Here is a 19017-nt window from a genome sequence, read left to right as displayed (position 1 = left end):
AGATGCTCTTTAAGGAGGTCCTGAAGGAGCAGCAGAGGATTAGGGTCTACATCGAGAGGGCCCGCTACGGAAAGCTTAAGACCATAATCGAGGGCATAGACGAGAAGGAGTTCGACCTCGAAGACATAGCAAAGAAGCTGAAGGCGAAGCTGGCATGTGGCGGAACCGTAAAGAAGGGAAGGATAGAGCTCCAGGGCGACCACAGGGACCGTATCAAGAAGTTGCTCGCAGACCTTGGATTTTCAGAGGAGCTCATAGAGGTCGAGTGACGCGGAAAAACATAGTCTGGCACGAGCTCATAGGGCTAAAGGCAAGAATTATAAGGGCATCTCATCCAGAGCTGGTCGGCATCGAGGGCTACGTCCTTGATGAAACCCGTAACACTCTCACAATAGTTGGTGATAGGGTCTGGACCGTTCCTAAGGACGTGGTCGAGATCGAGTTTGAAACGGCCGCCGGCGAAAAGATTAGAGTCGATGGAAGGAACTTGGTGGGAAGACCTGAGATGAGGTTGAAGAAGAGGTGGCGGAAATGAGAGAGATTGGATTGAGGGTTCAGCCTCCCGCTGAGGTGTGTAACGATCCCAAGTGCCCCTGGCACGGGAACCTCAAGATACACGGGAGATACTTCGAGGGAATAGTCGTCAGCGACAAGGGTAAGAAGACGGTCGTCGTCGAGAGGAGACACTACAAGTACCTCAAGAAATACGAGCGTTACGAGCTCAGAAGGAGCAAAGTCCATGCCCACAACCCAGAGTGCATCAACGCAAAAACTGGCGACAAGGTCCTCATAGCCGAGACCAGGCCGATAAGCAAGACTAAGAGCTTCGTCGTCGTTGCAGTCCTTGAGAGGGCCGAGAGAATGGAGGAGGTGTGAAGTATGGCCAAGAAGGGTGCTGGTGCGACCAGGGGAGTTAGCCCCGTCAGGCCAACTCGCGCTCTTCCGGTTGGGGCTTACCTCAAGGTTGCCGACAACAGCGGTGCAAAGGTCATTCAGATAATCGGTGTCGTTGGCTACAAGGGAACCAGGAGGAGGCTTGCCAGCGCTGGAGTCGGCGACATGGTCGTTGCCACCGTCAAGAAAGGAAGGCCCGACATAAGGCACCAGGTCGTTAGGGCCGTCATCGTCAGGCAGAGGAAGGAGTACAGAAGGCTCGACGGCATGCGCGTCAAGTTCGAGGACAACGCGGCAGCTATAGTCACTCCCGAAGGCGTTCCGAGGGGAACCGAAATCAGGGGTGCAATAGCCAGGGAAGCCGCCGAGAGGTGGGTTAGGCTCGGCAGCATAGCGAGCATAGTTTTGTGAGGTGAGAGTTATGAAGCTTGACATGAAGCAGCCGAGAAAGCAGAGGAAGTTCCTCTACAACGCTCCCCTTCACCTTAGGCAGAAGATAATGGCGGCTCCACTCAGCAAGGAGCTCCGCGAGAAGTATGGTGTGAGAAACCTGCCGATTAGGGAAGGCGACAAAGTAAGGGTAATGCGCGGTGACTTCAAGGGTAAGGAGGGCAAAGTGCTCGAGGTTGACCTCAAGCGTTACAGGATTCACGTTGAAGGTGTCACCATGACCAAGACCGACGGGACCGAGGTCTTCTACCCGCTCCACCCGTCGAACGTTATGATAATCGAGCTCAACCTTGAGGACGAAGAGAGGAAGAAAATAATTGAGAGGAGGGCTGCCTGATGGCGAGAAAAGGCGCGAAGAGGCACCTTAAGAGACTTGCCGCTCCGACTTCATGGTATATCCACAGGAAGGAATACAAGTGGGCCGTTAGGCCGAGGCCGGGTCCCCACAGCATGCAGACCTCGATTCCCCTGATCTACATCGTTAGGGACTACCTCGGCTACGCTAAGACTGCGAGGGAGGCAAGGAAGATACTCAACGAGGGTAAGATCCTCGTTGATGGTCGCGTTAGGAAGGACTACAAGTTCCCGGTCGGAATCATGGACGTCGTCTCGATTCCCGAGACCGGCGAGCACTACAGGGTCCTACCAAACAGGATTGGCAAGCTCATCCTCCATCCGATAAGCGAGGAGGAGGCAAAGCTCAAGCCCTTCAGGATCAACAACAAGAGGATGGTTAAGGGCGCTAGGGTTCAGCTCAACCTTCACGACGGGAGCAACCACTTAGTCAGCCTTGCTGAGAAGGACAGCTTCAGGACATCGTACACGATAATCATGAAGGTTCCGGAGAGGGAGATCATTGAGGTCATACCGTTCGAGGTCGGCGCCTACGTCTTCGTCACCCAGGGTAAGAACGTTGCCAGGAAGGGTAGGATCGTGGAGGTCAGGCACTTCCCGATGGGCTGGCCCGACGTCGTCACGATTGAGGACGAGAGTGGAGAGAAATTCGACACCCTGAAGGAGTACGCCTTCGTCGTTGGTAAGGAAAAGCCGGAGATTTCCCTTCCGTGAGGTGAGATGAGATGCAGATCAACAGAGAGGCCATCCTTGCAGACTGGGAAGCTCACCCGATGAGGAGACCGAGGATAGCTAAGCTTACCATAAACATCGGTGTCGGTGAAAGCGGTGAGCGCTTGACCAAGGCCGAGAAGATGCTTGAACAGCTCGTCGGCCAGAAGCCGATAAGGAGGCGCGCGAAGCAGACCAACAGAGACTTCGGAATAAGGCGTGGTGAGCCGATAGCGGTTAAGGTCACCCTCCGTGGAAAGAAGGCCTACGAGATGCTTGACAGGCTCCTTGAGGCCGTTGACAGGAAGCTCAGCGTCGGCAACTTCGACGAGCACGGGAACTTCTGCTTTGGAATCCAGGAGCACATCAACATACCGGGCGTCGAGTACGACCCCGAGATAGGTATCTTCGGTATGGATGTCTGCGTCACCCTTGAGAGGCCCGGTTTTAGGGTCGCCAAGAGGAAGAGGCAGAGGAGGAAGATACCGACCAGGCACAAGCTGACGAAGGAAGAGGGTATAGTCTTCGCTATTGAGGAGTTCAAGGTCAACGTGGAGGGATTGTGAGATGGCGAAGGCTGATTACAACAAGAGGAAGCCGAGGAAGTTTGGTAAGGGAGCGAGAAGGTGCATGCGCTGCGGCCAGTACGGGCCGATAATCAGAATACACGGCCTTATGCTGTGCAGACACTGCTTCCGCGAGGTCGCCCCAAAACTCGGCTTCAAGAAGTATGAGTGAGGTGAGATGAAATGACTCTGCTTGACCCGCTTGCGAACGCTCTATCCCATATAACCAACAGCGAGAGGGTAGGGAAGAAGGAGGTCTACATAAAGCCCGCCTCGAAGCTCATCGGCGAAGTGCTGAGAGTTATGCAGGAGAACGGCTACATCGGCGAGTTCGAGTTCATAGACGACGGGAGGGCCGGCATCTACAGGGTTCAGCTCATCGGCAAGATAAACAAGGCCGGCGCGATTAAGCCCCGCTTCCCTGTTAAGGCAAAGAACTACGAGTACTGGGAGAAGAGGTTCCTTCCAGCGTTCGAGTTCGGAATCCTCATAGTGTCCACCTCCCAGGGCGTTATGACCCACAAGGAGGCCCGTGAGAAGGGCATCGGCGGAAGGCTGATAGCCTACGTCTACTGAGGTGAGAGCGATGCCGATAGACGCGTGGGTAAGGGAAGAGGTTGAGATTCCAGAGGGAGTCGAGGTCACCGTTGAGAACAACGTTGTCAAGGTCAAGGGCCCCAAGGGAGAACTTGAGAGGGAGCTCAAATACCCGGGCGTTAAGATATTCACAGAGGACGGAAAGGTCGTGGTATACAAGGAGTTCCCGAGGAAGAAGGACATCGCCATCGCGAGGACCTTCAAGGCCCACATAAACAACATGATTAAGGGCGTAACCGAGGGCTTCACCTACAAGCTCAAGGTCGTTTACAGCCACTTCCCGGTTACCGTCAAGGTCCAGGGCGACGAAGTCATAATTGAGAACTTCCTCGGTGAGAAGAACCCGAGGAGGGCCAAGATCCTTCCGGGCGTCACCGTCAAGGTTCGCGGTCAGGAGATAACCGTTGAGGGCATAGACAAGGAAAAAGTTGGCCAGACCGCGGCCAACATCGAGCAGGCCACGAGGATAACGAAATGGGACAGGCGTGTCTTCCAGGATGGTATTTACATAGTTGAGAAGGCTGGCAAGCCGATAAAGTTCTGAGGTGTGAGAAATGGACGAGAAGGCGAGACTCCTTAGGGTGAGGGCCAGGCTCAAGAGGAAGAAGCCCAAGTTCCTCCGTCAGGAGTGGTGGAGGTTCCCCAAGTTCAAGAACGACCCCAAGTGGAGAAGGCCGAAGGGAATTGACAGCAAGATGAGGCTCAAGAAGAAGGGCAAGCCCCGCTCACCCAGCATAGGCTGGAGCTCACCCAGAGCTGTTCGCGGGCTTCACCCGAGTGGCTACGAGGAAGTCCTCGTTCACAACGTGAAGGAGCTTGAGGCAATAGACCCGACCAGGCAGGCCGCGAGGATAGCCAGAACCGTCGGCGCGAGGAAGAGAGAGGCAATAATCGCGAGGGCAAAGGAGCTCGGGATTAAGGTCCTCAACGCGAGGTGATGCTCATGCTTAAGATGCAGAGAAGGATTGCCGCTGAGATTTTGAAGTGCGGTGAAAACAGGGTCTGGATTGACCCCGAGAGGATTGACGATGTTGCCGCCGCGATAACCCGTGAGGACATAAAGAGGCTCATCCACGACGGTGTCATAAAGAAGAAGCCCATCAAGGGCCAGAGCAGGGCCCGCGCGAGGGCCTTCCACGAGGCGAGGAAGAAGGGACGCCACAGGGGCCCCGGAAGCAGGAAGGGTAAGAAGACGGCAAGAATGGGCAAGAAGGAGCGCTGGATGATGACCATAAGGGCCCTCAGGAAAGAACTTAGGAAGCTCAAGGCCGAGGGCAAGCTCGACGCCCACACCTACAGGAGGCTCTACATCAGGGCCAAGGGCGGCCAGTTCAAGAACAAGAGGCAGCTCTACCTGTTCATGCAGGAGCACGGCATCTTGAAGGAGTGAGGTGAGATAAATGGCGAGAGGACCAAGGTATAGGGTTCCATTTAGGAGGAGGAGAGAGGGTAAGACCAACTATCACAAGAGGCTCAAGCTCCTCAAGAGCAAGAAGCCGAGGCTCGTCGTGAGGAAGAGCCTCAACCACCACATAGCTCAGATTATAGTCTACAACCCGAAGGGGGACAGGACTATAGTTTCCGCCCACACCAGGGAGCTCATCAGGGACTTCGGCTGGAAGGGCCACACCGGAAACACCCCGAGCGCCTACCTCCTCGGACTGCTCATCGGTTACAAGGCGAAGAAAGCCGGCATTGAGGAGGCAATCCTTGACATAGGCCTTCACCCGCCGACCAGGGGAAGCTCGGTCTTCGCCGTCCTCAAGGGAGCCGTTGATGCAGGCTTGAACGTCCCGCACAGCGAGGAGATATTCCCAGAGGACTACAGGATAAGGGGCGAGCACGTTGCTGAGTACGCCAAGGCCCTCAAGCAGGAGGACGAGACCCTCTATAGGAAGCAGTTTGGTGGCTACCTCGTCAAGGGCCTTGAGCCCGAGAAGCTCCCCGAGCACTTTGAAGAGGTTAAGGCCAAGATAATCGAGAAGTTTGAGGGGGCGAGAGAATGAGCGACCCGAGAGAGATTGCCCAGAGGGTTCTTGAGGAGTGGGAGCCGAGGACCAAGCTCGGCAGGCTCGTTAAGGAGGGTCAGATAACTGACATTCACGAGATATTCAGGAAGGGCTACCAGATAAAGGAGCCCGAGATAGTTGACGTTCTCCTTCCCGAGGTCAACCTGAGAGAGAACCAGGAAGTGCTTGACATAGCTCTCACCGTCAGGATGACCGACAGCGGTAGGAGGATTCGCTTCCGCGTTTTGGCGGCTGTGGGCAACAGGGACGGCTACGTCGGCCTCGGAATCGGCCACGGAAGGGAAGTTGGCATAGCCATCAGGAAGGCCATCAGCTACGCCAAGATGAACATCATCGAAATCAAGCGCGGCTGTGGCTCTTGGGAGTGCAGGTGCAGGAGGCCCCACTCAATCCCGTTCGCCGTCGAGGGCAAGGAGGGAAGCGTCCGCGTCAAGCTCATGCCCGGACCGCGCGGTCTTGGACTGGTCATCGGTGACGTCGGCAAGAAGATACTCAGCCTCGCTGGTGTCCAGGACGTCTGGTCCCAGACCCTCGGTGAGACGAGAACCACCGTCAACTTCGCCAAGGCAGTTTTCAACGCCCTCTACAACACCAACCGCGTCGCCATACAGCCCGGTATGGAGGAGAAGTATGGTATCGTCGTTGGCAGGGCGATGCCCCAGAGCTTCGAGCTGTGAGGTGAGAGAAGATGGCAAAGCTTGCACTCATAAGGCTTAGGAGCGGGATTAGGGCGAGGGGCGAGGTTAGGGACACCCTCGCCATGCTTCGCCTTCACAGGATTAACCACCTCGTCATAGTGGACGACACCCCGAGCTACCGCGGAATGATACAGAAGGTCAAGGACTACATCACCTGGGGCGAGATTGACAAGGAGACCCTCGTTAAGCTCCTCAGGAAGAGGGGCAGGCTCGTCGGCAACAAGCCGATTACCGATGAGTACGTCAAGGAGAAGCTCGGAATGACTATTGAGGAGTTCGCCGAGAAGGTCATCAACGGCGAGATGAAGCTCAGGGATTTGCCAAACATCAAGCCCGTCTTCAGGCTCCACCCGCCGAGGGGGGGCCTCAAGGGAAGCAAGAAGCGCTCCTTCAAGGAGGGCGGTGCCCTCGGCTACAGGGGCGAGAAGATTAACGAGCTCATAGAGAGAATGCTCTGAGGTGGCGAGAGATGATTAGGAGGAGAAAGAAGGTTAGGAAGCTTCGCGGGAGTCACACTCACGGATGGGGGTGCAAGAAGAAGCACCGCGGCGGCGGAAGCAAGGGCGGCCGCGGTATGGCGGGCACAGGTAAGAGGAAGGACCAGAAGTTCACCTGGACCATCAAGTACGCCCCCGACCACCTCGGCAAGCGCGGCTTCCACAGGCCCAAGGCCGTTCAGTACATCCCCAAGGTCATCAACCTGAGCGACATCGACGAGAACTTCGAGCTCTTCAAGGACATGGGCGTCATCTACGAGGAGGAAGGAAAGCTCGTCTTCGACGCCACCCAGCTCGGCGTTGACAAGGTTCTCGGTACAGGAAAGCTCACCCGCGCCATCGTCGTCAAGGCCTACTACGTTACCCCCAAGGCCGAGGAGAAGATTAGGGAAGCAGGCGGCGAGGTTGTCCTCGCCTGATTTCTTTACTCATTGTACACAGCTACACCAAGGTGTTGAAAATGGGCGTCCGCGATGTGATCTACGCCATCGAAAGGTGGTTTCCCGAGGTAGAGCGTCCCAAGAGGAGAGTCCCCCTCAAGGAGAAGTTCATGTGGACTGGTGTTGCTCTGTTGCTCTATTACATCCTCGCTGAAATCCCCCTGTATGGCCTTCCCTCTCAAATAGTTGATTACTTCTCCACCCTTCGTTTTGTGCTCGCCGGTAGGAACGGTTCGCTCCTCACTCTCGGTATAGGTCCCATAGTCACCGCCGGTATCATACTCCAGCTTCTCGTCGGTTCCGAGATATTAAGGCTCGATCTCTCCGATCCCGAGGACAGGAGGTTTTACCAGGCCCTGCAAAGGTTGTTCTCAGTCTTCATGAGCTTCTTCGAGGCGGCGATCTACGTCTTGGCAGGTGCCTTCGGAAAGGTCGGCGTTGACATAACCGTAGCGATAGCGATACTGCTCATCCTTCAGCTCGGCCTCGGCTCAACGATACTCATAATGCTTGACGAGCTCGTCAGCAAGTGGGGAATAGGTAGCGGTATCAGCCTCTTCATAGCCGCGGGCGTCTCGCAGCAGGTTATGGTGAAGTCCCTCAATCCGATGCCCCTTCCGCAGAATCCCAATGAGCTCAGCGGTGCTATCCCTGCGTTCATACAGCACCTCATAAACGGGGACATAAGCGGGGCCATTTACAGGCCGGGATTGCCTGACATTACCAAACTGCTGGCCACCATAGTCGTCTTCCTGATCGTCGTCTACCTGGAGAGCATGCGCGTCGAGATTCCGCTCAGCTACGGCCGAGTTACGGTTCGCGGTAGGTATCCGATAAGGTTCATGTACGTCAGCAACATCCCGATAATTCTGACAATGGCGCTCTATTCCAACATCCAGCTCTGGGCCAGACTGCTTGCCTCCAGGGGTTACACCTTCCTCGGCACGTTCAACCAGAACGGCTATCCCGTCTCGGGCCTCGCCAAGTACACGGTTCCTCCGTACGATGTATTCCAGCTGGTTCACCATCCGGGCCACGCGCTCATCTACGCGATTCAGACGATATTCTGGTCAGTGCTCTTCGGATTCCTCTGGGTTGAGCTGACGGGACTCGACGCCAAGAGCATCGCAAGACAGCTCCAGCGCGCCGGCCTCCAGATCCCCGGGTTCAGGCGCGACCCAAGAATCCTTGAGAGAGTTCTCCAGCGCTACATCCCCTACGTTACGTTCTGGGGCTCATTCACCCTCGCAATAGTTGCGGTACTGGCCAGCTTCCTTGGTGCCCTGGGTACTGGAACCGGAATACTGCTGACGGTCGGCATACTCTACAGGTTCTACGAAGAGATAGCAAGGGAGCAGGCAACGGAGATGTTCCCGGCTTTGAGGAAGTTCTTCGCGAGCCGCTGAAGGTTTTTAATTTTTCCTTCCCAAATCTTTTAAAGTGACCTCCCAATTTTTACCGGGATTGTTTAAAGCGGGTGGTGCTGATGCCGTTTGTGGTCATGATAACCGGCATTCCCGGAGTGGGTAAGAGCACGATAACGCGGCTTGCCCTCAAGAGAACGGCCATCAACTTCAGACTAGTAAACTTCGGTGACTTAATGTTCGAGGAGGCCGTCAAGCAGGGTTTAGTCAAGCACAGGGACGAGATGAGGAAACTCGATCCCATGGTGCAGAAACAGCTCCAGCTTCGCGCCGCGCAGAGGATCGTTGAGATAGCCCGGGATGAGCCGGTTCTCCTCGACACCCACGCCACGATCAGAACGCCTATGGGCTATCTTCTCGGCTTCCCTAAGGAGGTTATAGAGACCATCAGACCCAATTTCATAGTCATAATTGAAGCCACACCGAGCGAGATCCTCGGAAGGCGGCTTCGTGACCTCAAGAGGGACAGGGACGTCGAGACGGAGGAGCAGATACAGAGGCATCAGGATCTCAACAGGGCCGCGGCGATAAGTTACGCCATGCATTCCGATGCCCTTATAAAGATAATCGAGAACCACGAGGACAAGGGTCTTGAAGAGGCCGTGAACGAACTCGTTCAAGTCCTTAACCTGGCGGTGAGGGAGTATGATTGAGGGTATATACCAGCTCCTCGACAATATCTTTGGCGGTTACATCGTTCAGCACCCCCTGCTGGCGATAACGGTAGCGGGATTCGTTATAGGTGGCTCGTACACCTTGATCTATTACTTTTTCACGGACATTGAGAAGACGAGAAAGATACAGAAGATGGCCAAAGAGATCCAGAAGGAGATGAAGGAGGCCCAAAAGTCCGGGGATGAGAAAAAACTGAGGAAGGTTCAGCAGAAGCAGATGGAACTCATGAAGATGCAGAGCGAGATGATGCGACAGCAGATGGTGCCCATGTTGCTTACTTTACCAATATTCTGGATATTCTTCGGCTGGCTGAGGAGGTGGTACGCCGAGGTTGCGATAGTCAAGGCGCCCTTCAACTTTTTCATCTTCGACTGGTTCCATAAAATGTATCACTCGGCCCTCGGGCCAGATGAACTCGGCTACTTTGGCTGGTACATTCTTTCAAGCTACATAATCGGTATGGTGCTCAGAAAGTTCCTCGACATGGGTTAAATTTAAAAACGCTCCACTGATAGGGGTTGCGAGGTGAGAATTATGAAGCCGATGTACCGCTCAAGGTCATGGAGGAGGAAGTACGTTAGGACTCCCGGAGGAAGGACAGTGATCCACTTCGAGAGGAGGAAGCCCAAGGTTGCCCACTGTGCCATGTGCGGAAGACCCCTCAACGGCGTTCCGCGCGGAAGGCCGAGCGAGCTCAGGAAGCTCCCGAAGACCGCGAAGAGGCCCGAGAGACCCTACCCGAATCTCTGCCCGAGCTGTATGAGGAAGGTCATAAAGGCCCAGGTCAGGGCCTCCCTCAGCTGAGGTGCGCCTATGCCCAAGGGCTGCCTCGTCATCACCGTCAGCGGTCTTGCAGGTTCCGGGACGACTACCCTCTGCCGGAACCTCGCCAAGCACTACGGCTTCAAGCACATCTACGCCGGGTTGATATTCCGGCAGATGGCGAAGGAAAGGGGGATGACCCTTGAGGAGTTCCAGAAGTACGTTGAGCTTCATCCCGAGATAGACAGGGAGGTTGACAGGAGACAGGTCGAGGCAGCCAAGGAGTGTAACGTCGTCATTGAGGGCCGCCTCGCTGGGTGGATGGTGAAGAACGCGGACCTTAAGATATGGCTCGACGCTCCGATTATGGAGCGCGCCAAGAGGGTTGCGCGCAGGGAAGGGGTCTCCGTTGAGGAGGCCTTCGTCCAGATCGCCGAGAGGGAGAAGCAGAACAGGAAAAGGTATTTAAACCTCTACGGTATCGACATCGAGGACAAGTCGATTTACGATTTAATCATAAACACCGCCAAATGGGGTCCCGATGGGGTCTTCGCGATTGTGAAGGCCGCCATCGACCACCTTTACCCCGACGGCGACGCGGGGTCGGGTGTAAACCCGAAAAAAGAAAAGAAGGAGGTGGGATGAATGCCAGCTATTGAGGTCGGAAGGATTGCCGTCGTTATTGCCGGAAGGAGGGCCGGACAGAAGGTCGTCGTTGCCGACATAATCGACAAGAACTTTGTCCTCGTCACCGGCGCTGGCCTCAACAAGGTCAAGCGCAGGAGGATGAACGTCAAGCACCTCGAGCCCCTTCCGGAGAGGGTCAACATCGAGCGCGGTGCCTCCGACGAGGAGATAAAGAAGGCCCTCGAGGAAGCAGGCATAAGCCTTGAGTGAGGGCTTTCCCTCACTCTTCTTCCAATAAGCTTCTTACCGTCCCGGTCCCTGTTCGTTTCGTCATTCTGTGGGTAGATACCTTCCCAACTGGTCGGTTTTCACGTGCCGCTTCAGGTATTAGGTGGATTTATTAAGTCTAGACTCGAACTCTATGGGGGTGAATGAGATGCAACTCCACGCCGTCATCTGGGAGGAAGAGGGCGTTTACGTCATTCGGGAGGTCTTCACGGGGGTTACCACTCAGGGGAGAGACAATAGAGGAGGCAATTGAGAACCTCAAAGAGGCCGTTGAGCTGTACCTTGAGGAGTTTCCAGAGCTGAGCTTCACAAAGAGTTAAAAGCCGGTACGTTGATGGGAGTCCTGAGACTTGCTCAAATAAGCAAGGAGGACTTTATCAAAGCGCTGGAAGACCCGTAGGTGATGCTCATGGCGAGGGATGAAGTGAGGAGAATCCTTCCCGCTGACATAAAGAGAGAGGTTCTGATTAAGGACGAGAAGGCCGAGACGAACCCGAAGTGGGGCTTTCCGCCCGAGAGGAGGCCGATGGAGATGCACATGCAGTTCGGCATAATTAACCTCGACAAACCACCCGGGCCAACTAGCCATGAGGTTGTCGCGTGGATTAAGAAGCTCTTCAACCTGAGCAAGGCCGGTCACGGCGGAACCCTCGATCCCAAGGTCAGCGGCGTTCTACCGGTTGCCCTTGAGAGGGCCACGAGGGTGGTTCAGGCACTTTTGCCGGCGGGAAAGGAGTACGTAGCTTTAATGCACCTTCACGGCGACATTCCCGAGGACAAAATCCTCGCCGTTATGAAGGAGTTCCAGGGCGAGATAATCCAGAGGCCGCCGCTGAGGAGCGCTGTGAAAAGGCGCTTGAGGACGAGGAAGGTCTATTACATAGAGGTGCTCGAGATAGAGGGCAGGGACGTGCTCTTTCGCGTTGGTGTCGAGGCGGGAACGTACATACGTTCGCTTATCCACCACATAGGCCTGGCTTTGGGCGTTGGAGCGCACATGGCAGAGCTTCGTCGTACCAGAAGCGGTCCCTTCAAGGAGGACGAGACGCTGGTGACGCTTCACGATTTGGTTGACTACTATCACTTCTGGAAGGAGGACGGCATCGAGGAGTACTTCAGGAAGGCGATACAGCCGATGGAAAAGGCGGTTGAACATCTGCCCAAGGTGTGGATAAGGGACTCTGCCGTTGCGGCGGTGACGCACGGCGCTGACCTGGCCGTTCCCGGAATAGTCAAGCTCCACAAGGGTATAAAGAAGGGTGACCTCGTTGCGATAATGACCCTCAAGGACGAGCTGGTGGCACTTGGAAAGGCCATGATGACGAGCGGTGAGATGCTCCAGCGGAGCAAGGGCATAGCGGTTGACGTTGACAAGGTCTTCATGCCGAGGGACTGGTATCCGAGAATGTGGTGAGAGACTTGTCCCGGTTTCTCCACTTTCTCGATGCCTTTTCTTCTTCGGTTGAGACTCGAGGGGTACTGCTTTTCATGAGGTTTGTCCTCCTCTGGTTCTGGCTTGATGTTCTGCTCTTTCTGCTCCTCGGCCTTTTTGAGTACTCCATCAGAAACATCTTCAGTTCTGGGATACTCCTCCTCGTATGGCTCGTGGCGTTAACTTTACCCAGGGTTTTTAGAAAATTGGAGGGGTTTGGGAGCCATCCGGGTTTCACGTACCTTCTTGCCGTTCTTTTGATGGCGCTGTTTGAAGAAACGCTGGTGACCCTGAACGGGGGTGGGCTTGGGGGCAGGGCGACGGGCTTAGCACACGATCTGACGATAGCCGTTCCGGTCTTCGTGGGGGTTGGAACGGGGTTTTATCTGGCTCATCGAATGGCACCGATGTCGCGCGGTGCGTTCTTCCTCTTCGGAGCGCTCTTTGGATTCTTCATTGAGATAGTTCTGAACGGTGCTTGGAGCGGTTTAGTGTTGCTCGGCGGGGGTGCGATGGGTCTCTACGGCATGATACTATCCGCCCACACGCCAGTGGTTGAAAGGCCGTCACCTCTGGGGGTTAAGAAGGTTCTAATCGTTACGTTCCTCGGAACGATGTTCATGCTCGTTGGGGCTGTAGCTGGGGACACCCTCTGGCGTTTGGCTGGAGGTTCACCTTTATAAACCCCTCAACGAAGCACCCCCACATGAGCCACTACTACTCCGAAGAGCCAAACGTTCCGCTGAAGACGAAAACCATTGATGTCTGCGTTAGGGGTTACTGCTTCAAGTTCATCACGGCGAGCGGTGTCTTCTCCTTCGGGAAGCTCGATAGGGGGACGGAGCTGCTCATAGAGAACATGGTGCTCGACAGGGGCTGGCGCGTCCTTGACCTGGGCTGTGGTTACGGGGCAATTGGGATAGTTGCATCGCGCTTCGTTGACTACGTCGTCATGACCGACGTGAACAAACGTGCAGTTAGCATAGCGAGGAAAAACTTAAAAATCAACGGCGTTAGAAACGCCGAGGTCAGGTGGGGAAGCCTCTACGAGCCCGTTAAGGGCGAGAAATTTGACTCAATCATCACTAATCCCCCCGTGCACGCGGGAAAGGAAGTCCTGAGGGAAATAGTTATAAACGCTCCCCGGCATCTCAACGATGGTGGCCTCCTGCAACTGGTGATTAAGACGAAGCAGGGGGCAAAGTATATTAAGGCCCTCATGGAGGAGACCTTCACCGAAGTGAGAGAGCTCGCGAAGGGGAGTGGTTACCGCGTGTACGCCGGGATTGCCTAGCCTGGGAAGGCGCGGGCCTTGAGAGCCCGTGGGCGTTTGCCCGCCGGGGTTCAAATCCCCGTCCCGGCGCCAAAATCCCTTTGATTCCCAAGAGGGATGGGAGGTGTATTCGTAATGACCGAGAACTTCAGGCACATAGTCCGCGTTGCGGGCGTTGATTTGGATGGACACAAGCAGTTGAGATGGGCACTGACAGGGATTAAGGGAATAGGAATAAACTTCGCCACGATGGTGCTCAGGGTTGCAGGACTCGACCCATACATGAAGGCCGGTTACCTCACCGACGAGCAGGTTAAGCTGATAGAGAAAATCCTTGAGGATCCAGTCGCCCACGGAATCCCGGCCTGGGCCGTCAACAGGCCGAAGGACTACGAGACCGGCAAGGACATGCACCTCATCACCGCCAAGCTCGTTATGGCCTGGCGCGAGGACATCAACAGGCTCAGGAGAATACGCGCTTACCGCGGTATAAGGCACGAGCTCGGCCTGCCGCTCCGCGGTCAGAGGACCAGGTCGAACTTCAGGCACGGAACTACGGTCGGCGTTAGCAGGAGAAAGAAGTGAGGTGGTGTAAATGGGAGACCCGAAGAGGCAGAGGAAGAAGTACGAGACTCCATCTCACCCCTGGATTAAGGAGAGACTCGACCGCGAGAGGGTTCTGAAGAGGAAGTACGCCCTCAAGAACAAGAAGGAGCTCTGGCGCCACGAGACCCAGCTCAAGGAGTTCAGGCGTAGGGCAAGAAGACTTCTCGCAGCTCGCGGCAAGCAGGCCGAGATCGAGAGGCAGCAGCTTCTCCAGAGGCTCCACAGGCTCGGCCTCCTTCCGGCCGACGCGGCTCTCGATGACGTTCTCTCTCTCACCGTTGAGGACGTTCTTGAGAGGCGCCTCCAGACCCTCGTGTACAAGAAGGGACTCGCCAGGACAATAAGACAGGCCAGACAGCTAATAGTTCACGGCCACATCGAGGTCAACGGCCAGATAATCCGCTCACCTGGTTATCTCGTCCTCCGCGAGGAAGAGGACACAATCACTTACGCCAAGAACTCACCTTTTGCCAAGGAGTCCCACCCCGAGAGAATGGTTATTGAACAGGCCAAGCAGGGTGGTGAAGCATGAGCGAGGAGGGACAGGTTAACCTTAAGAAGAAGGAGAAGTGGGGAGTTGCCCACATTTACTCCTCCTACAACAACACCATCATTCACATCACCGACATAACCGGCGCGGAAACCGTCTCCCGCTGGAGCGGTGGTATGGTCGTTAAGGCCGACAGGGATGAGCCCTCACCCTACGCGGCAATGATTGCAGCGAGAAGGGCTGCCGAGGAAGCTATGGAGAAGGGCTTCGTCGGCGTTCACATAAAGGTTCGTGCCCCTGGGGGAAGCAAGAGCAAGAGCCCGGGACCGGGTGCACAGGCGGCCATCAGGGCCCTCGCCAGGGCGGGCCTTAGGATAGGCAGGGTGGAGGACGTCACTCCAATACCGCACGACGGAACCAGGCCCAAGGGCGGAAGGCGCGGAAGGCGCGTCTGACCTTTACAACTTCTTTTTTGGTGATGCCAATGGAGCCGAAGTTTGAAATTTTTGAAAGGCGTGAGGATGCCATCAAGTTCATCCTAAGGGGAGTTGACGTTCCCTTCGCCAACGCTCTGAGGAGAACGATTCTCGCGGAGGTTCCCACCTTCGCCGTCGATGAGGTTGAGTTCTTTGAAAACGACTCCGCTTTATTCGACGAGATAATCGCCCACAGATTGGCCATGATTCCTCTCACAACCCCTGTTGAGAGGTTCTCGCTCGACGCACTTGAACTCGACGACTACACCGTTACCCTATCCCTTCAGGCGGAAGGGCCCGGTATGGTCTACTCCGGTGATCTTAAAAGCGATGATGAAGGGGTCAAACCTGCCAACCCGAACATTCCAATAGTCAAGCTCGCCGAGGGGCAGAAGCTTACCTTTAACGCTTACGCCAAGCTCGGTCGCGGCAAGGATCACGCCAAGTGGCAGCCGGGTTTCGTGTATTACAAGTACCTTACCGAGATACATGTAAGCAAAGAAGTCCCCGACTGGGAGGAGCTTAAGGAACTCGCCGAGAGGCGCGGATTACCCGTTGAGGAAAAAAAAGACGAGATAATCATAAAGACCATCAAGGCCTTCTACCTCCCGAGGAAGTTCGAGGCCTACGAGGGCGACAAGATCCGTGAAGAGATAATACCCGGGGCGTTCGTCTTTACCGTGGAAACGAACGGAGAGCTCCCCGTTGAGGAAATCGTGAGCATAGCGCTCAAGATACTCATGAGGAAGAGCGATAGATTTATAAACGAACTCCATAAATTAGCCGACTGACGCGGGGGTTGCCGAGCCTGGTCAAAGGCGGTGGACTCAAGATCCACTCCCGCAGGGGTTCCGGGGTTCAAATCCCCGCCCCCGCATCAGTTTCACGCTCACCCCGTCCGCTGTCGGTTTCCCTGCGAGAGCGTTGAGGAGGTATGTTCATGGTCAAGAGAACTGGTCCGACCGATATCAACCTGAGGAGGCTAATCCGGTACCTCAGAAAGAAGTCGAATGAAGAGGGAGTTAGGATATGGAAGGACATCGCCTGGCGCCTTGAAAGGCCGAGGAGGCAGAGGGCTGAAGTGAACGTTAGCAAGATAAACCGCTATACCAAAGAGGGCGACGTGGTCATCGTTCCGGGAAGCGTCCTCGGTGCAGGAAAGCTTGAGCACAGGGTCACCGTTGCCGCTTGGAAGTTCAGCGAGACCGCTAAGAGGAAAATCCTCGAGGCCGGTGGCGAGGCCATCACCATTGAGGAGCTTATGGAGAGAAATCCGAAGGGTAGTGGAGTAATCATAATGGAGTGATGGGCCATGAGGATTATTAACGCTGAAGGACTCATACTCGGAAGGCTCGCCTCGAAGGTTGCCAAGATGCTCCTCGAGGGCGAAGAGGTCGTTATCGTCAACGCCGAGAAGGCCATAATCACCGGAAACCGCGAGGACATCTTCGCCAAGTACAAGCAGAGGACCGAGCTCAGAACCAGGACCAACCCGAGGAGGGGTCCCTTCTACCCGAAGAGGAGCGACGAGATAGTCAGGAGAACCGTCAGGGGCATGCTCCCCTGGAAGACTGACCGCGGAAGGAAGGCCTTCAAGAGGCTCAAGGTCTACGTCGGCGTTCCCAAGGAGTTCGAGGGCAAGGAGCTCGAGACCATAAGCGAGGCCCACATGTCGAGGCTTGCCACGCCGAAGTACGTCACCGTTGGTGAAGTTGCCAAGTTCCTCGGTGGAAAGTTCTGAGGTGAGAAAGATGAGGGTTATCCAGACTGCTGGTAAGAGAAAGACGGCCATTGCGAGGGCCACCATTAGGGAAGGGAAGGGTCGCGTTAGGATCAACCACAAGCCCGTCGAGATAATCGAGCCCGAGATAGCGCGCTTCACCATCATGGAACCGCTCATCCTCGCTGGAGAGGAGATAGTCAGCAAGGTTGACATCGACGTCAAGGTCGAGGGCGGAGGCTTCATGGGTCAGGCCGAGGCCGCGCGCGTTGCCATCGCCAGGGCTCTCGTTGAGTGGACCAACGACATGAACCTGAAGGAAAAGTTTATGAAGTACGACAGGACTATGCTCGTTGGCGACAGCAGGAGGACCGAGCCCCACAAGCCCAACCGCTCGACCAAGGGTCCGAGGGCTAAGAGGCAGAAGTCCTACCGCTGATGGCTTTCCTTTAACAATTTGAGGTGTGAGAAAATGATAGTCCCCGTCAGGTGCTTCACCTGCGGAAAAGTGCTGGCGGACAAGTACTACGAGTTCAGGAAGAGAGTTGAGGCCGGGGAAGACCCTGGCAAGGTCCTCGATGACCTCGGCGTTGAGAGGTACTGCTGCAGGAGAACTCTCCTCAGCCACGTGGAGCTCATCGACCAGGTAATGGTTTATAAAGTCTACTAAAAACCGCAATTCTTGGGGGGCCGTGGGGTAGCTTGGTCTATCCTCCCGGCTTGGGGTGCCGGAGACCCGGGTTCAAATCCCGGCGGCCCCACCAAAATTTGCAGAGGATGCTTGGAGGGAGGGCAATGTTTAGGTACACCCGCTTTGAAAAGGCCCGTATCATCGGGGCGAGAGCTCTCCAGATTGCGCTCGGTGCTCCGGTCCTAGTGGACGTGCCGGAAGGCTCAACTCCACTTCAGGCCGCGATAATCGAGTTCGAGAAAGGAATAATCCCGATCACAGTAATCAGGCCGAGCTGATGAAAAATGACCATCATAGAGAACGTTATCGGCAGGGTGGCCGTACTCAGGGGCGGCAAGTATTCGGTTGAGGTGGACGTCATAACCAGTTCGGGCTTTGGTCGATTCGCCGCCCCCATCGATGAGGATCCCCACCTTTACATAGCCGAAGCACATAGAGCCGTGAGTGAAGTCGACGAGATAATAGGGCCCGAGCTTATAGGCTTCGATGCCAGTGAGCAGGAGCTCATAGACAGTTACCTGTGGGAAATTGACGGGACTGATGATTTCAGTCACATCGGGGCCAACACTGCCCTGGCCGTTTCAATTGCCGTTGCCAAAGCGGCCGCGAGCGTTAAGAGGCTTCCCCTCTACAGTTATATTGGAGGAACCTTTACAACGGAACTCCCCGTTCCGATCCTCGAGTTTGCGGAGGATGAGCTGTTTGAGTACTACGTGCTTGTTCGCGACATTATGGAGATCACCGATGTTGTGGATGCCGTGAACAAGGTTCTTGGTACAACGGAGGCGATATCCCTAAGAGCGCTATCGGAGGCAACTGAGGAGGCAGGGAAGGAGCTGGGTCTTGAGGTCTCTCTGGGCATAGCTCTGAAATCTGAGATCGAGACTGAAGAGCTATTGAACCTCGTTGAGGATAACAACATTGCCTACGTTAAGCCCGTTGGAAGTGAAGAGCTGTTCCTTGAGCTCATAGCCGGGACACATGGGGTGTTCATCGATGGCGAGCACTTGTTCCGCGAGAGGGGAATCATAGATAGACGTTATTACAACGCCCTCTCCATAAAGCCTATAAACCTCGGCACTCTCACAGACCTCTACAACCTTGTGAACGATGTTAAATCAGAGCGCATAACTCCCATTCTGGCGGAGGCCAGATATGAATCGGCCGACGAGGCCCTTCCCCATCTAGCAGTGGGTCTGAAGTGCCCCGCCATGATCCTGGGGAAGGACTCGGTGGCCAAGATGAACGAACTCAACCGTATTGCCGAAGATCTCGGCGAAAGGGGTAGGTTGATAACGTTTGAGGAATAACCGGAG

The 19017-nt window shown here is 55.4% G+C and carries 36 protein-coding genes and 3 tRNA genes; all 39 read left to right on the top strand.

What is annotated here, in order from left to right:
- The first annotated feature begins 2 nt into the window (after positions 1–2).
- The 39 genes from yciH to TGAM_RS09950 all read left to right on the top strand — a co-directional run bounded on the left by yciH (position 3) and on the right by TGAM_RS09950 (position 19011).
- Positions 3–269 carry a stress response translation initiation inhibitor YciH gene (gene yciH, locus TGAM_RS10130; protein ID WP_206205113.1) on the top strand — a complete coding sequence of 89 codons (267 nt, stop codon included), beginning with the start codon at positions 3–5 and terminating at the stop codon, positions 267–269.
- The gene (locus tag TGAM_RS10125) at positions 155–535 is read left to right on the top strand and encodes a ribonuclease P protein component 1 (RefSeq protein WP_193777117.1); all 381 of its coding nucleotides are present in this window, start codon (positions 155–157) and stop codon (positions 533–535) included. Before yciH ends, TGAM_RS10125 begins: the two co-directional genes overlap by 115 nt.
- Positions 532–876 carry a 30S ribosomal protein S17 gene (locus TGAM_RS10120; protein ID WP_015859598.1) on the top strand — a complete coding sequence of 115 codons (345 nt, stop codon included), beginning with the start codon at positions 532–534 and terminating at the stop codon, positions 874–876. The genes TGAM_RS10125 and TGAM_RS10120 overlap by 4 nt, the downstream gene beginning before the upstream one ends.
- A 3-nt stretch (positions 877–879) precedes the next feature.
- The gene (locus tag TGAM_RS10115; RefSeq protein ID WP_015859597.1) at positions 880–1305 is read left to right on the top strand and encodes a 50S ribosomal protein L14; all 426 of its coding nucleotides are present in this window, start codon (positions 880–882) and stop codon (positions 1303–1305) included.
- A 10-nt stretch (positions 1306–1315) separates the two neighbouring features.
- On the top strand, positions 1316–1681 hold the full coding sequence (gene rplX / locus TGAM_RS10110; protein WP_015859596.1) for a 50S ribosomal protein L24: 366 nt from the start codon (positions 1316–1318) through the stop codon (positions 1679–1681).
- Entirely contained in the window at positions 1681–2412 is a 732-nt protein-coding gene (locus TGAM_RS10105; protein WP_015859595.1) for a 30S ribosomal protein S4e, read from the top strand. The genes rplX and TGAM_RS10105 overlap by 1 nt, the downstream gene beginning before the upstream one ends.
- A gap of 11 nt (positions 2413–2423) precedes the next feature.
- On the top strand, positions 2424–2975 hold the full coding sequence (locus TGAM_RS10100; protein WP_015859594.1) for a 50S ribosomal protein L5: 552 nt from the start codon (positions 2424–2426) through the stop codon (positions 2973–2975).
- Between the two features lies 1 nt (position 2976).
- A complete protein-coding gene (locus TGAM_RS10095) occupies positions 2977–3147 on the top strand; it encodes a 30S ribosomal protein S14 (RefSeq protein ID WP_011250478.1) in 171 nt (56 codons plus the stop codon).
- A gap of 11 nt (positions 3148–3158) precedes the next feature.
- Complete coding sequence (locus TGAM_RS10090; protein WP_015859593.1) at positions 3159–3551, top strand: 30S ribosomal protein S8; 393 nt, start codon at positions 3159–3161, stop codon at positions 3549–3551.
- Positions 3552–3561: 10 nt separating this feature from the next.
- Positions 3562–4116: a 50S ribosomal protein L6 gene (locus TGAM_RS10085; RefSeq protein ID WP_015859592.1), complete on the top strand. Its 555-nt coding sequence runs from the start codon at positions 3562–3564 to the stop codon at positions 4114–4116.
- A gap of 10 nt (positions 4117–4126) precedes the next feature.
- Complete coding sequence (locus TGAM_RS10080; RefSeq protein ID WP_015859591.1) at positions 4127–4510, top strand: 50S ribosomal protein L32e; 384 nt, start codon at positions 4127–4129, stop codon at positions 4508–4510.
- Positions 4510–4962: a 50S ribosomal protein L19e gene (locus TGAM_RS10075; protein WP_015859590.1), complete on the top strand. Its 453-nt coding sequence runs from the start codon at positions 4510–4512 to the stop codon at positions 4960–4962. The genes TGAM_RS10080 and TGAM_RS10075 overlap by 1 nt, the downstream gene beginning before the upstream one ends.
- Positions 4963–4972: 10 nt before the next feature.
- Positions 4973–5578, top strand: a complete 606-nt coding sequence (locus tag TGAM_RS10070; RefSeq protein WP_015859589.1) for a 50S ribosomal protein L18 — start codon at positions 4973–4975, stop codon at positions 5576–5578.
- Positions 5575–6279: a 30S ribosomal protein S5 gene (gene rpsE, locus TGAM_RS10065; RefSeq protein WP_015859588.1), complete on the top strand. Its 705-nt coding sequence runs from the start codon at positions 5575–5577 to the stop codon at positions 6277–6279. The genes TGAM_RS10070 and rpsE overlap by 4 nt, the downstream gene beginning before the upstream one ends.
- Positions 6280–6290: 11 nt before the next feature.
- Positions 6291–6758 (top strand): 50S ribosomal protein L30, encoded by a 468-nt coding sequence (locus tag TGAM_RS10060; protein ID WP_015859587.1) that lies wholly within the window; start codon positions 6291–6293, stop codon positions 6756–6758.
- A gap of 11 nt (positions 6759–6769) precedes the next feature.
- Positions 6770–7216, top strand: a complete 447-nt coding sequence (locus TGAM_RS10055) for an uL15m family ribosomal protein (protein ID WP_015859586.1) — start codon at positions 6770–6772, stop codon at positions 7214–7216.
- Positions 7217–7257: 41 nt separating this feature from the next.
- Complete coding sequence (gene secY, locus TGAM_RS10050) at positions 7258–8643, top strand: preprotein translocase subunit SecY (protein ID WP_015859585.1); 1386 nt, start codon at positions 7258–7260, stop codon at positions 8641–8643.
- Between the two features lie 80 nt (positions 8644–8723).
- Positions 8724–9314: an adenylate kinase gene (locus tag TGAM_RS10045; RefSeq protein WP_015859584.1), complete on the top strand. Its 591-nt coding sequence runs from the start codon at positions 8724–8726 to the stop codon at positions 9312–9314.
- Complete coding sequence (locus TGAM_RS10040; RefSeq protein WP_015859583.1) at positions 9307–9828, top strand: EMC3/TMCO1 family protein; 522 nt, start codon at positions 9307–9309, stop codon at positions 9826–9828. Before TGAM_RS10045 ends, TGAM_RS10040 begins: the two co-directional genes overlap by 8 nt.
- A 42-nt stretch (positions 9829–9870) precedes the next feature.
- On the top strand, positions 9871–10140 hold the full coding sequence (locus TGAM_RS10035) for a 50S ribosomal protein L34e (protein ID WP_015859582.1): 270 nt from the start codon (positions 9871–9873) through the stop codon (positions 10138–10140).
- 9 nt (positions 10141–10149) lie between these two features.
- The gene (gene cmk, locus TGAM_RS10030; RefSeq protein ID WP_015859581.1) at positions 10150–10743 is read left to right on the top strand and encodes a (d)CMP kinase; all 594 of its coding nucleotides are present in this window, start codon (positions 10150–10152) and stop codon (positions 10741–10743) included.
- Positions 10744–10995 carry a 50S ribosomal protein L14e gene (locus TGAM_RS10025; RefSeq protein WP_015859580.1) on the top strand — a complete coding sequence of 84 codons (252 nt, stop codon included), beginning with the start codon at positions 10744–10746 and terminating at the stop codon, positions 10993–10995. It begins immediately after the preceding gene.
- A 161-nt stretch (positions 10996–11156) separates the two neighbouring features.
- Positions 11157–11333: a type II toxin-antitoxin system HicB family antitoxin gene (locus TGAM_RS11185; protein WP_015859579.1), complete on the top strand. Its 177-nt coding sequence runs from the start codon at positions 11157–11159 to the stop codon at positions 11331–11333.
- An 89-nt stretch (positions 11334–11422) separates the two neighbouring features.
- Positions 11423–12427 (top strand): RNA-guided pseudouridylation complex pseudouridine synthase subunit Cbf5, encoded by a 1005-nt coding sequence (locus tag TGAM_RS10020; protein ID WP_015859578.1) that lies wholly within the window; start codon positions 11423–11425, stop codon positions 12425–12427.
- A gap of 74 nt (positions 12428–12501) precedes the next feature.
- A complete protein-coding gene (locus TGAM_RS10015) occupies positions 12502–13128 on the top strand; it encodes a hypothetical protein (RefSeq protein WP_238516210.1) in 627 nt (208 codons plus the stop codon).
- A 23-nt stretch (positions 13129–13151) separates the two neighbouring features.
- Positions 13152–13739: a class I SAM-dependent methyltransferase gene (locus tag TGAM_RS11075; RefSeq protein WP_015859576.1), complete on the top strand. Its 588-nt coding sequence runs from the start codon at positions 13152–13154 to the stop codon at positions 13737–13739.
- A tRNA-Ser gene (locus TGAM_RS10010) sits at positions 13725–13811 on the top strand. Before TGAM_RS11075 ends, TGAM_RS10010 begins: the two co-directional genes overlap by 15 nt.
- A 42-nt stretch (positions 13812–13853) precedes the next feature.
- A complete protein-coding gene (locus TGAM_RS10005; RefSeq protein ID WP_015859575.1) occupies positions 13854–14303 on the top strand; it encodes a 30S ribosomal protein S13 in 450 nt (149 codons plus the stop codon).
- A gap of 10 nt (positions 14304–14313) precedes the next feature.
- Complete coding sequence (locus TGAM_RS10000) at positions 14314–14856, top strand: 30S ribosomal protein S4 (RefSeq protein ID WP_015859574.1); 543 nt, start codon at positions 14314–14316, stop codon at positions 14854–14856.
- On the top strand, positions 14853–15269 hold the full coding sequence (locus TGAM_RS09995) for a 30S ribosomal protein S11 (RefSeq protein ID WP_015859573.1): 417 nt from the start codon (positions 14853–14855) through the stop codon (positions 15267–15269). The genes TGAM_RS10000 and TGAM_RS09995 overlap by 4 nt, the downstream gene beginning before the upstream one ends.
- A gap of 29 nt (positions 15270–15298) precedes the next feature.
- Positions 15299–16081, top strand: a complete 783-nt coding sequence (locus TGAM_RS09990; RefSeq protein WP_015859572.1) for a DNA-directed RNA polymerase subunit D — start codon at positions 15299–15301, stop codon at positions 16079–16081.
- Position 16082: 1 nt separating this feature from the next.
- A tRNA-Leu gene (locus tag TGAM_RS09985) sits at positions 16083–16167 on the top strand.
- Between the two features lie 63 nt (positions 16168–16230).
- On the top strand, positions 16231–16596 hold the full coding sequence (locus TGAM_RS09980; protein WP_015859571.1) for a 50S ribosomal protein L18e: 366 nt from the start codon (positions 16231–16233) through the stop codon (positions 16594–16596).
- A 6-nt stretch (positions 16597–16602) separates the two neighbouring features.
- Complete coding sequence (gene rplM, locus TGAM_RS09975) at positions 16603–17031, top strand: 50S ribosomal protein L13 (RefSeq protein WP_015859570.1); 429 nt, start codon at positions 16603–16605, stop codon at positions 17029–17031.
- A 10-nt stretch (positions 17032–17041) separates the two neighbouring features.
- Positions 17042–17449, top strand: a complete 408-nt coding sequence (locus TGAM_RS09970) for a 30S ribosomal protein S9 (RefSeq protein WP_015859569.1) — start codon at positions 17042–17044, stop codon at positions 17447–17449.
- Between the two features lie 33 nt (positions 17450–17482).
- Positions 17483–17680 carry a DNA-directed RNA polymerase subunit N gene (locus TGAM_RS09965; RefSeq protein ID WP_048811348.1) on the top strand — a complete coding sequence of 66 codons (198 nt, stop codon included), beginning with the start codon at positions 17483–17485 and terminating at the stop codon, positions 17678–17680.
- A 16-nt stretch (positions 17681–17696) separates the two neighbouring features.
- Positions 17697–17774, top strand: a tRNA-Pro gene (locus tag TGAM_RS09960).
- Positions 17775–17805: 31 nt separating this feature from the next.
- Positions 17806–17979 carry a DNA-directed RNA polymerase subunit K gene (locus TGAM_RS09955; RefSeq protein WP_014122447.1) on the top strand — a complete coding sequence of 58 codons (174 nt, stop codon included), beginning with the start codon at positions 17806–17808 and terminating at the stop codon, positions 17977–17979.
- Between the two features lie 6 nt (positions 17980–17985).
- On the top strand, positions 17986–19011 hold the full coding sequence (locus tag TGAM_RS09950) for a hypothetical protein (protein ID WP_015859567.1): 1026 nt from the start codon (positions 17986–17988) through the stop codon (positions 19009–19011).
- The last annotated feature ends 6 nt before the right edge of the window (positions 19012–19017 follow it).

The organism is Thermococcus gammatolerans EJ3 (assembly GCF_000022365.1).
Taxonomy (GTDB): domain Archaea; phylum Methanobacteriota_B; class Thermococci; order Thermococcales; family Thermococcaceae; genus Thermococcus; species Thermococcus gammatolerans.
This window is presented reverse-complemented; position numbering and strand designations above follow the sequence as displayed.

What these genes read in the sequence shown, in the direction of transcription:
- yciH (WP_206205113.1), top strand. Translation starts at nt 3, where the DNA reads ATGCTCTTTAAGGAGGTCCTGAAGGAGCAGCAGAGGATTAGGGTCTAC.
- TGAM_RS10125 (WP_193777117.1), top strand. Translation starts at nt 155, where the DNA reads ATGTGGCGGAACCGTAAAGAAGGGAAGGATAGAGCTCCAGGGCGACCA.
- TGAM_RS10120 (WP_015859598.1), top strand. Translation starts at nt 532, where the DNA reads ATGAGAGAGATTGGATTGAGGGTTCAGCCTCCCGCTGAGGTGTGTAAC.
- TGAM_RS10115 (WP_015859597.1), top strand. Translation starts at nt 880, where the DNA reads ATGGCCAAGAAGGGTGCTGGTGCGACCAGGGGAGTTAGCCCCGTCAGG.
- rplX (WP_015859596.1), top strand. Translation starts at nt 1,316, where the DNA reads ATGAAGCTTGACATGAAGCAGCCGAGAAAGCAGAGGAAGTTCCTCTAC.
- TGAM_RS10105 (WP_015859595.1), top strand. Translation starts at nt 1,681, where the DNA reads ATGGCGAGAAAAGGCGCGAAGAGGCACCTTAAGAGACTTGCCGCTCCG.
- TGAM_RS10100 (WP_015859594.1), top strand. Translation starts at nt 2,424, where the DNA reads ATGCAGATCAACAGAGAGGCCATCCTTGCAGACTGGGAAGCTCACCCG.
- TGAM_RS10095 (WP_011250478.1), top strand. Translation starts at nt 2,977, where the DNA reads ATGGCGAAGGCTGATTACAACAAGAGGAAGCCGAGGAAGTTTGGTAAG.
- TGAM_RS10090 (WP_015859593.1), top strand. Translation starts at nt 3,159, where the DNA reads ATGACTCTGCTTGACCCGCTTGCGAACGCTCTATCCCATATAACCAAC.
- TGAM_RS10085 (WP_015859592.1), top strand. Translation starts at nt 3,562, where the DNA reads ATGCCGATAGACGCGTGGGTAAGGGAAGAGGTTGAGATTCCAGAGGGA.
- TGAM_RS10080 (WP_015859591.1), top strand. Translation starts at nt 4,127, where the DNA reads ATGGACGAGAAGGCGAGACTCCTTAGGGTGAGGGCCAGGCTCAAGAGG.
- TGAM_RS10075 (WP_015859590.1), top strand. Translation starts at nt 4,510, where the DNA reads ATGCTCATGCTTAAGATGCAGAGAAGGATTGCCGCTGAGATTTTGAAG.
- TGAM_RS10070 (WP_015859589.1), top strand. Translation starts at nt 4,973, where the DNA reads ATGGCGAGAGGACCAAGGTATAGGGTTCCATTTAGGAGGAGGAGAGAG.
- rpsE (WP_015859588.1), top strand. Translation starts at nt 5,575, where the DNA reads ATGAGCGACCCGAGAGAGATTGCCCAGAGGGTTCTTGAGGAGTGGGAG.
- TGAM_RS10060 (WP_015859587.1), top strand. Translation starts at nt 6,291, where the DNA reads ATGGCAAAGCTTGCACTCATAAGGCTTAGGAGCGGGATTAGGGCGAGG.
- TGAM_RS10055 (WP_015859586.1), top strand. Translation starts at nt 6,770, where the DNA reads ATGATTAGGAGGAGAAAGAAGGTTAGGAAGCTTCGCGGGAGTCACACT.
- secY (WP_015859585.1), top strand. Translation starts at nt 7,258, where the DNA reads ATGGGCGTCCGCGATGTGATCTACGCCATCGAAAGGTGGTTTCCCGAG.
- TGAM_RS10045 (WP_015859584.1), top strand. Translation starts at nt 8,724, where the DNA reads ATGCCGTTTGTGGTCATGATAACCGGCATTCCCGGAGTGGGTAAGAGC.
- TGAM_RS10040 (WP_015859583.1), top strand. Translation starts at nt 9,307, where the DNA reads ATGATTGAGGGTATATACCAGCTCCTCGACAATATCTTTGGCGGTTAC.
- TGAM_RS10035 (WP_015859582.1), top strand. Translation starts at nt 9,871, where the DNA reads ATGAAGCCGATGTACCGCTCAAGGTCATGGAGGAGGAAGTACGTTAGG.
- cmk (WP_015859581.1), top strand. Translation starts at nt 10,150, where the DNA reads ATGCCCAAGGGCTGCCTCGTCATCACCGTCAGCGGTCTTGCAGGTTCC.
- TGAM_RS10025 (WP_015859580.1), top strand. Translation starts at nt 10,744, where the DNA reads ATGCCAGCTATTGAGGTCGGAAGGATTGCCGTCGTTATTGCCGGAAGG.
- TGAM_RS11185 (WP_015859579.1), top strand. Translation starts at nt 11,157, where the DNA reads ATGAGATGCAACTCCACGCCGTCATCTGGGAGGAAGAGGGCGTTTACG.
- TGAM_RS10020 (WP_015859578.1), top strand. Translation starts at nt 11,423, where the DNA reads ATGGCGAGGGATGAAGTGAGGAGAATCCTTCCCGCTGACATAAAGAGA.
- TGAM_RS10015 (WP_238516210.1), top strand. Translation starts at nt 12,502, where the DNA reads ATGAGGTTTGTCCTCCTCTGGTTCTGGCTTGATGTTCTGCTCTTTCTG.
- TGAM_RS11075 (WP_015859576.1), top strand. Translation starts at nt 13,152, where the DNA reads ATGAGCCACTACTACTCCGAAGAGCCAAACGTTCCGCTGAAGACGAAA.
- TGAM_RS10005 (WP_015859575.1), top strand. Translation starts at nt 13,854, where the DNA reads ATGACCGAGAACTTCAGGCACATAGTCCGCGTTGCGGGCGTTGATTTG.
- TGAM_RS10000 (WP_015859574.1), top strand. Translation starts at nt 14,314, where the DNA reads ATGGGAGACCCGAAGAGGCAGAGGAAGAAGTACGAGACTCCATCTCAC.
- TGAM_RS09995 (WP_015859573.1), top strand. Translation starts at nt 14,853, where the DNA reads ATGAGCGAGGAGGGACAGGTTAACCTTAAGAAGAAGGAGAAGTGGGGA.
- TGAM_RS09990 (WP_015859572.1), top strand. Translation starts at nt 15,299, where the DNA reads ATGGAGCCGAAGTTTGAAATTTTTGAAAGGCGTGAGGATGCCATCAAG.
- TGAM_RS09980 (WP_015859571.1), top strand. Translation starts at nt 16,231, where the DNA reads ATGGTCAAGAGAACTGGTCCGACCGATATCAACCTGAGGAGGCTAATC.
- rplM (WP_015859570.1), top strand. Translation starts at nt 16,603, where the DNA reads ATGAGGATTATTAACGCTGAAGGACTCATACTCGGAAGGCTCGCCTCG.
- TGAM_RS09970 (WP_015859569.1), top strand. Translation starts at nt 17,042, where the DNA reads ATGAGGGTTATCCAGACTGCTGGTAAGAGAAAGACGGCCATTGCGAGG.
- TGAM_RS09965 (WP_048811348.1), top strand. Translation starts at nt 17,483, where the DNA reads ATGATAGTCCCCGTCAGGTGCTTCACCTGCGGAAAAGTGCTGGCGGAC.
- TGAM_RS09955 (WP_014122447.1), top strand. Translation starts at nt 17,806, where the DNA reads ATGTTTAGGTACACCCGCTTTGAAAAGGCCCGTATCATCGGGGCGAGA.
- TGAM_RS09950 (WP_015859567.1), top strand. Translation starts at nt 17,986, where the DNA reads ATGACCATCATAGAGAACGTTATCGGCAGGGTGGCCGTACTCAGGGGC.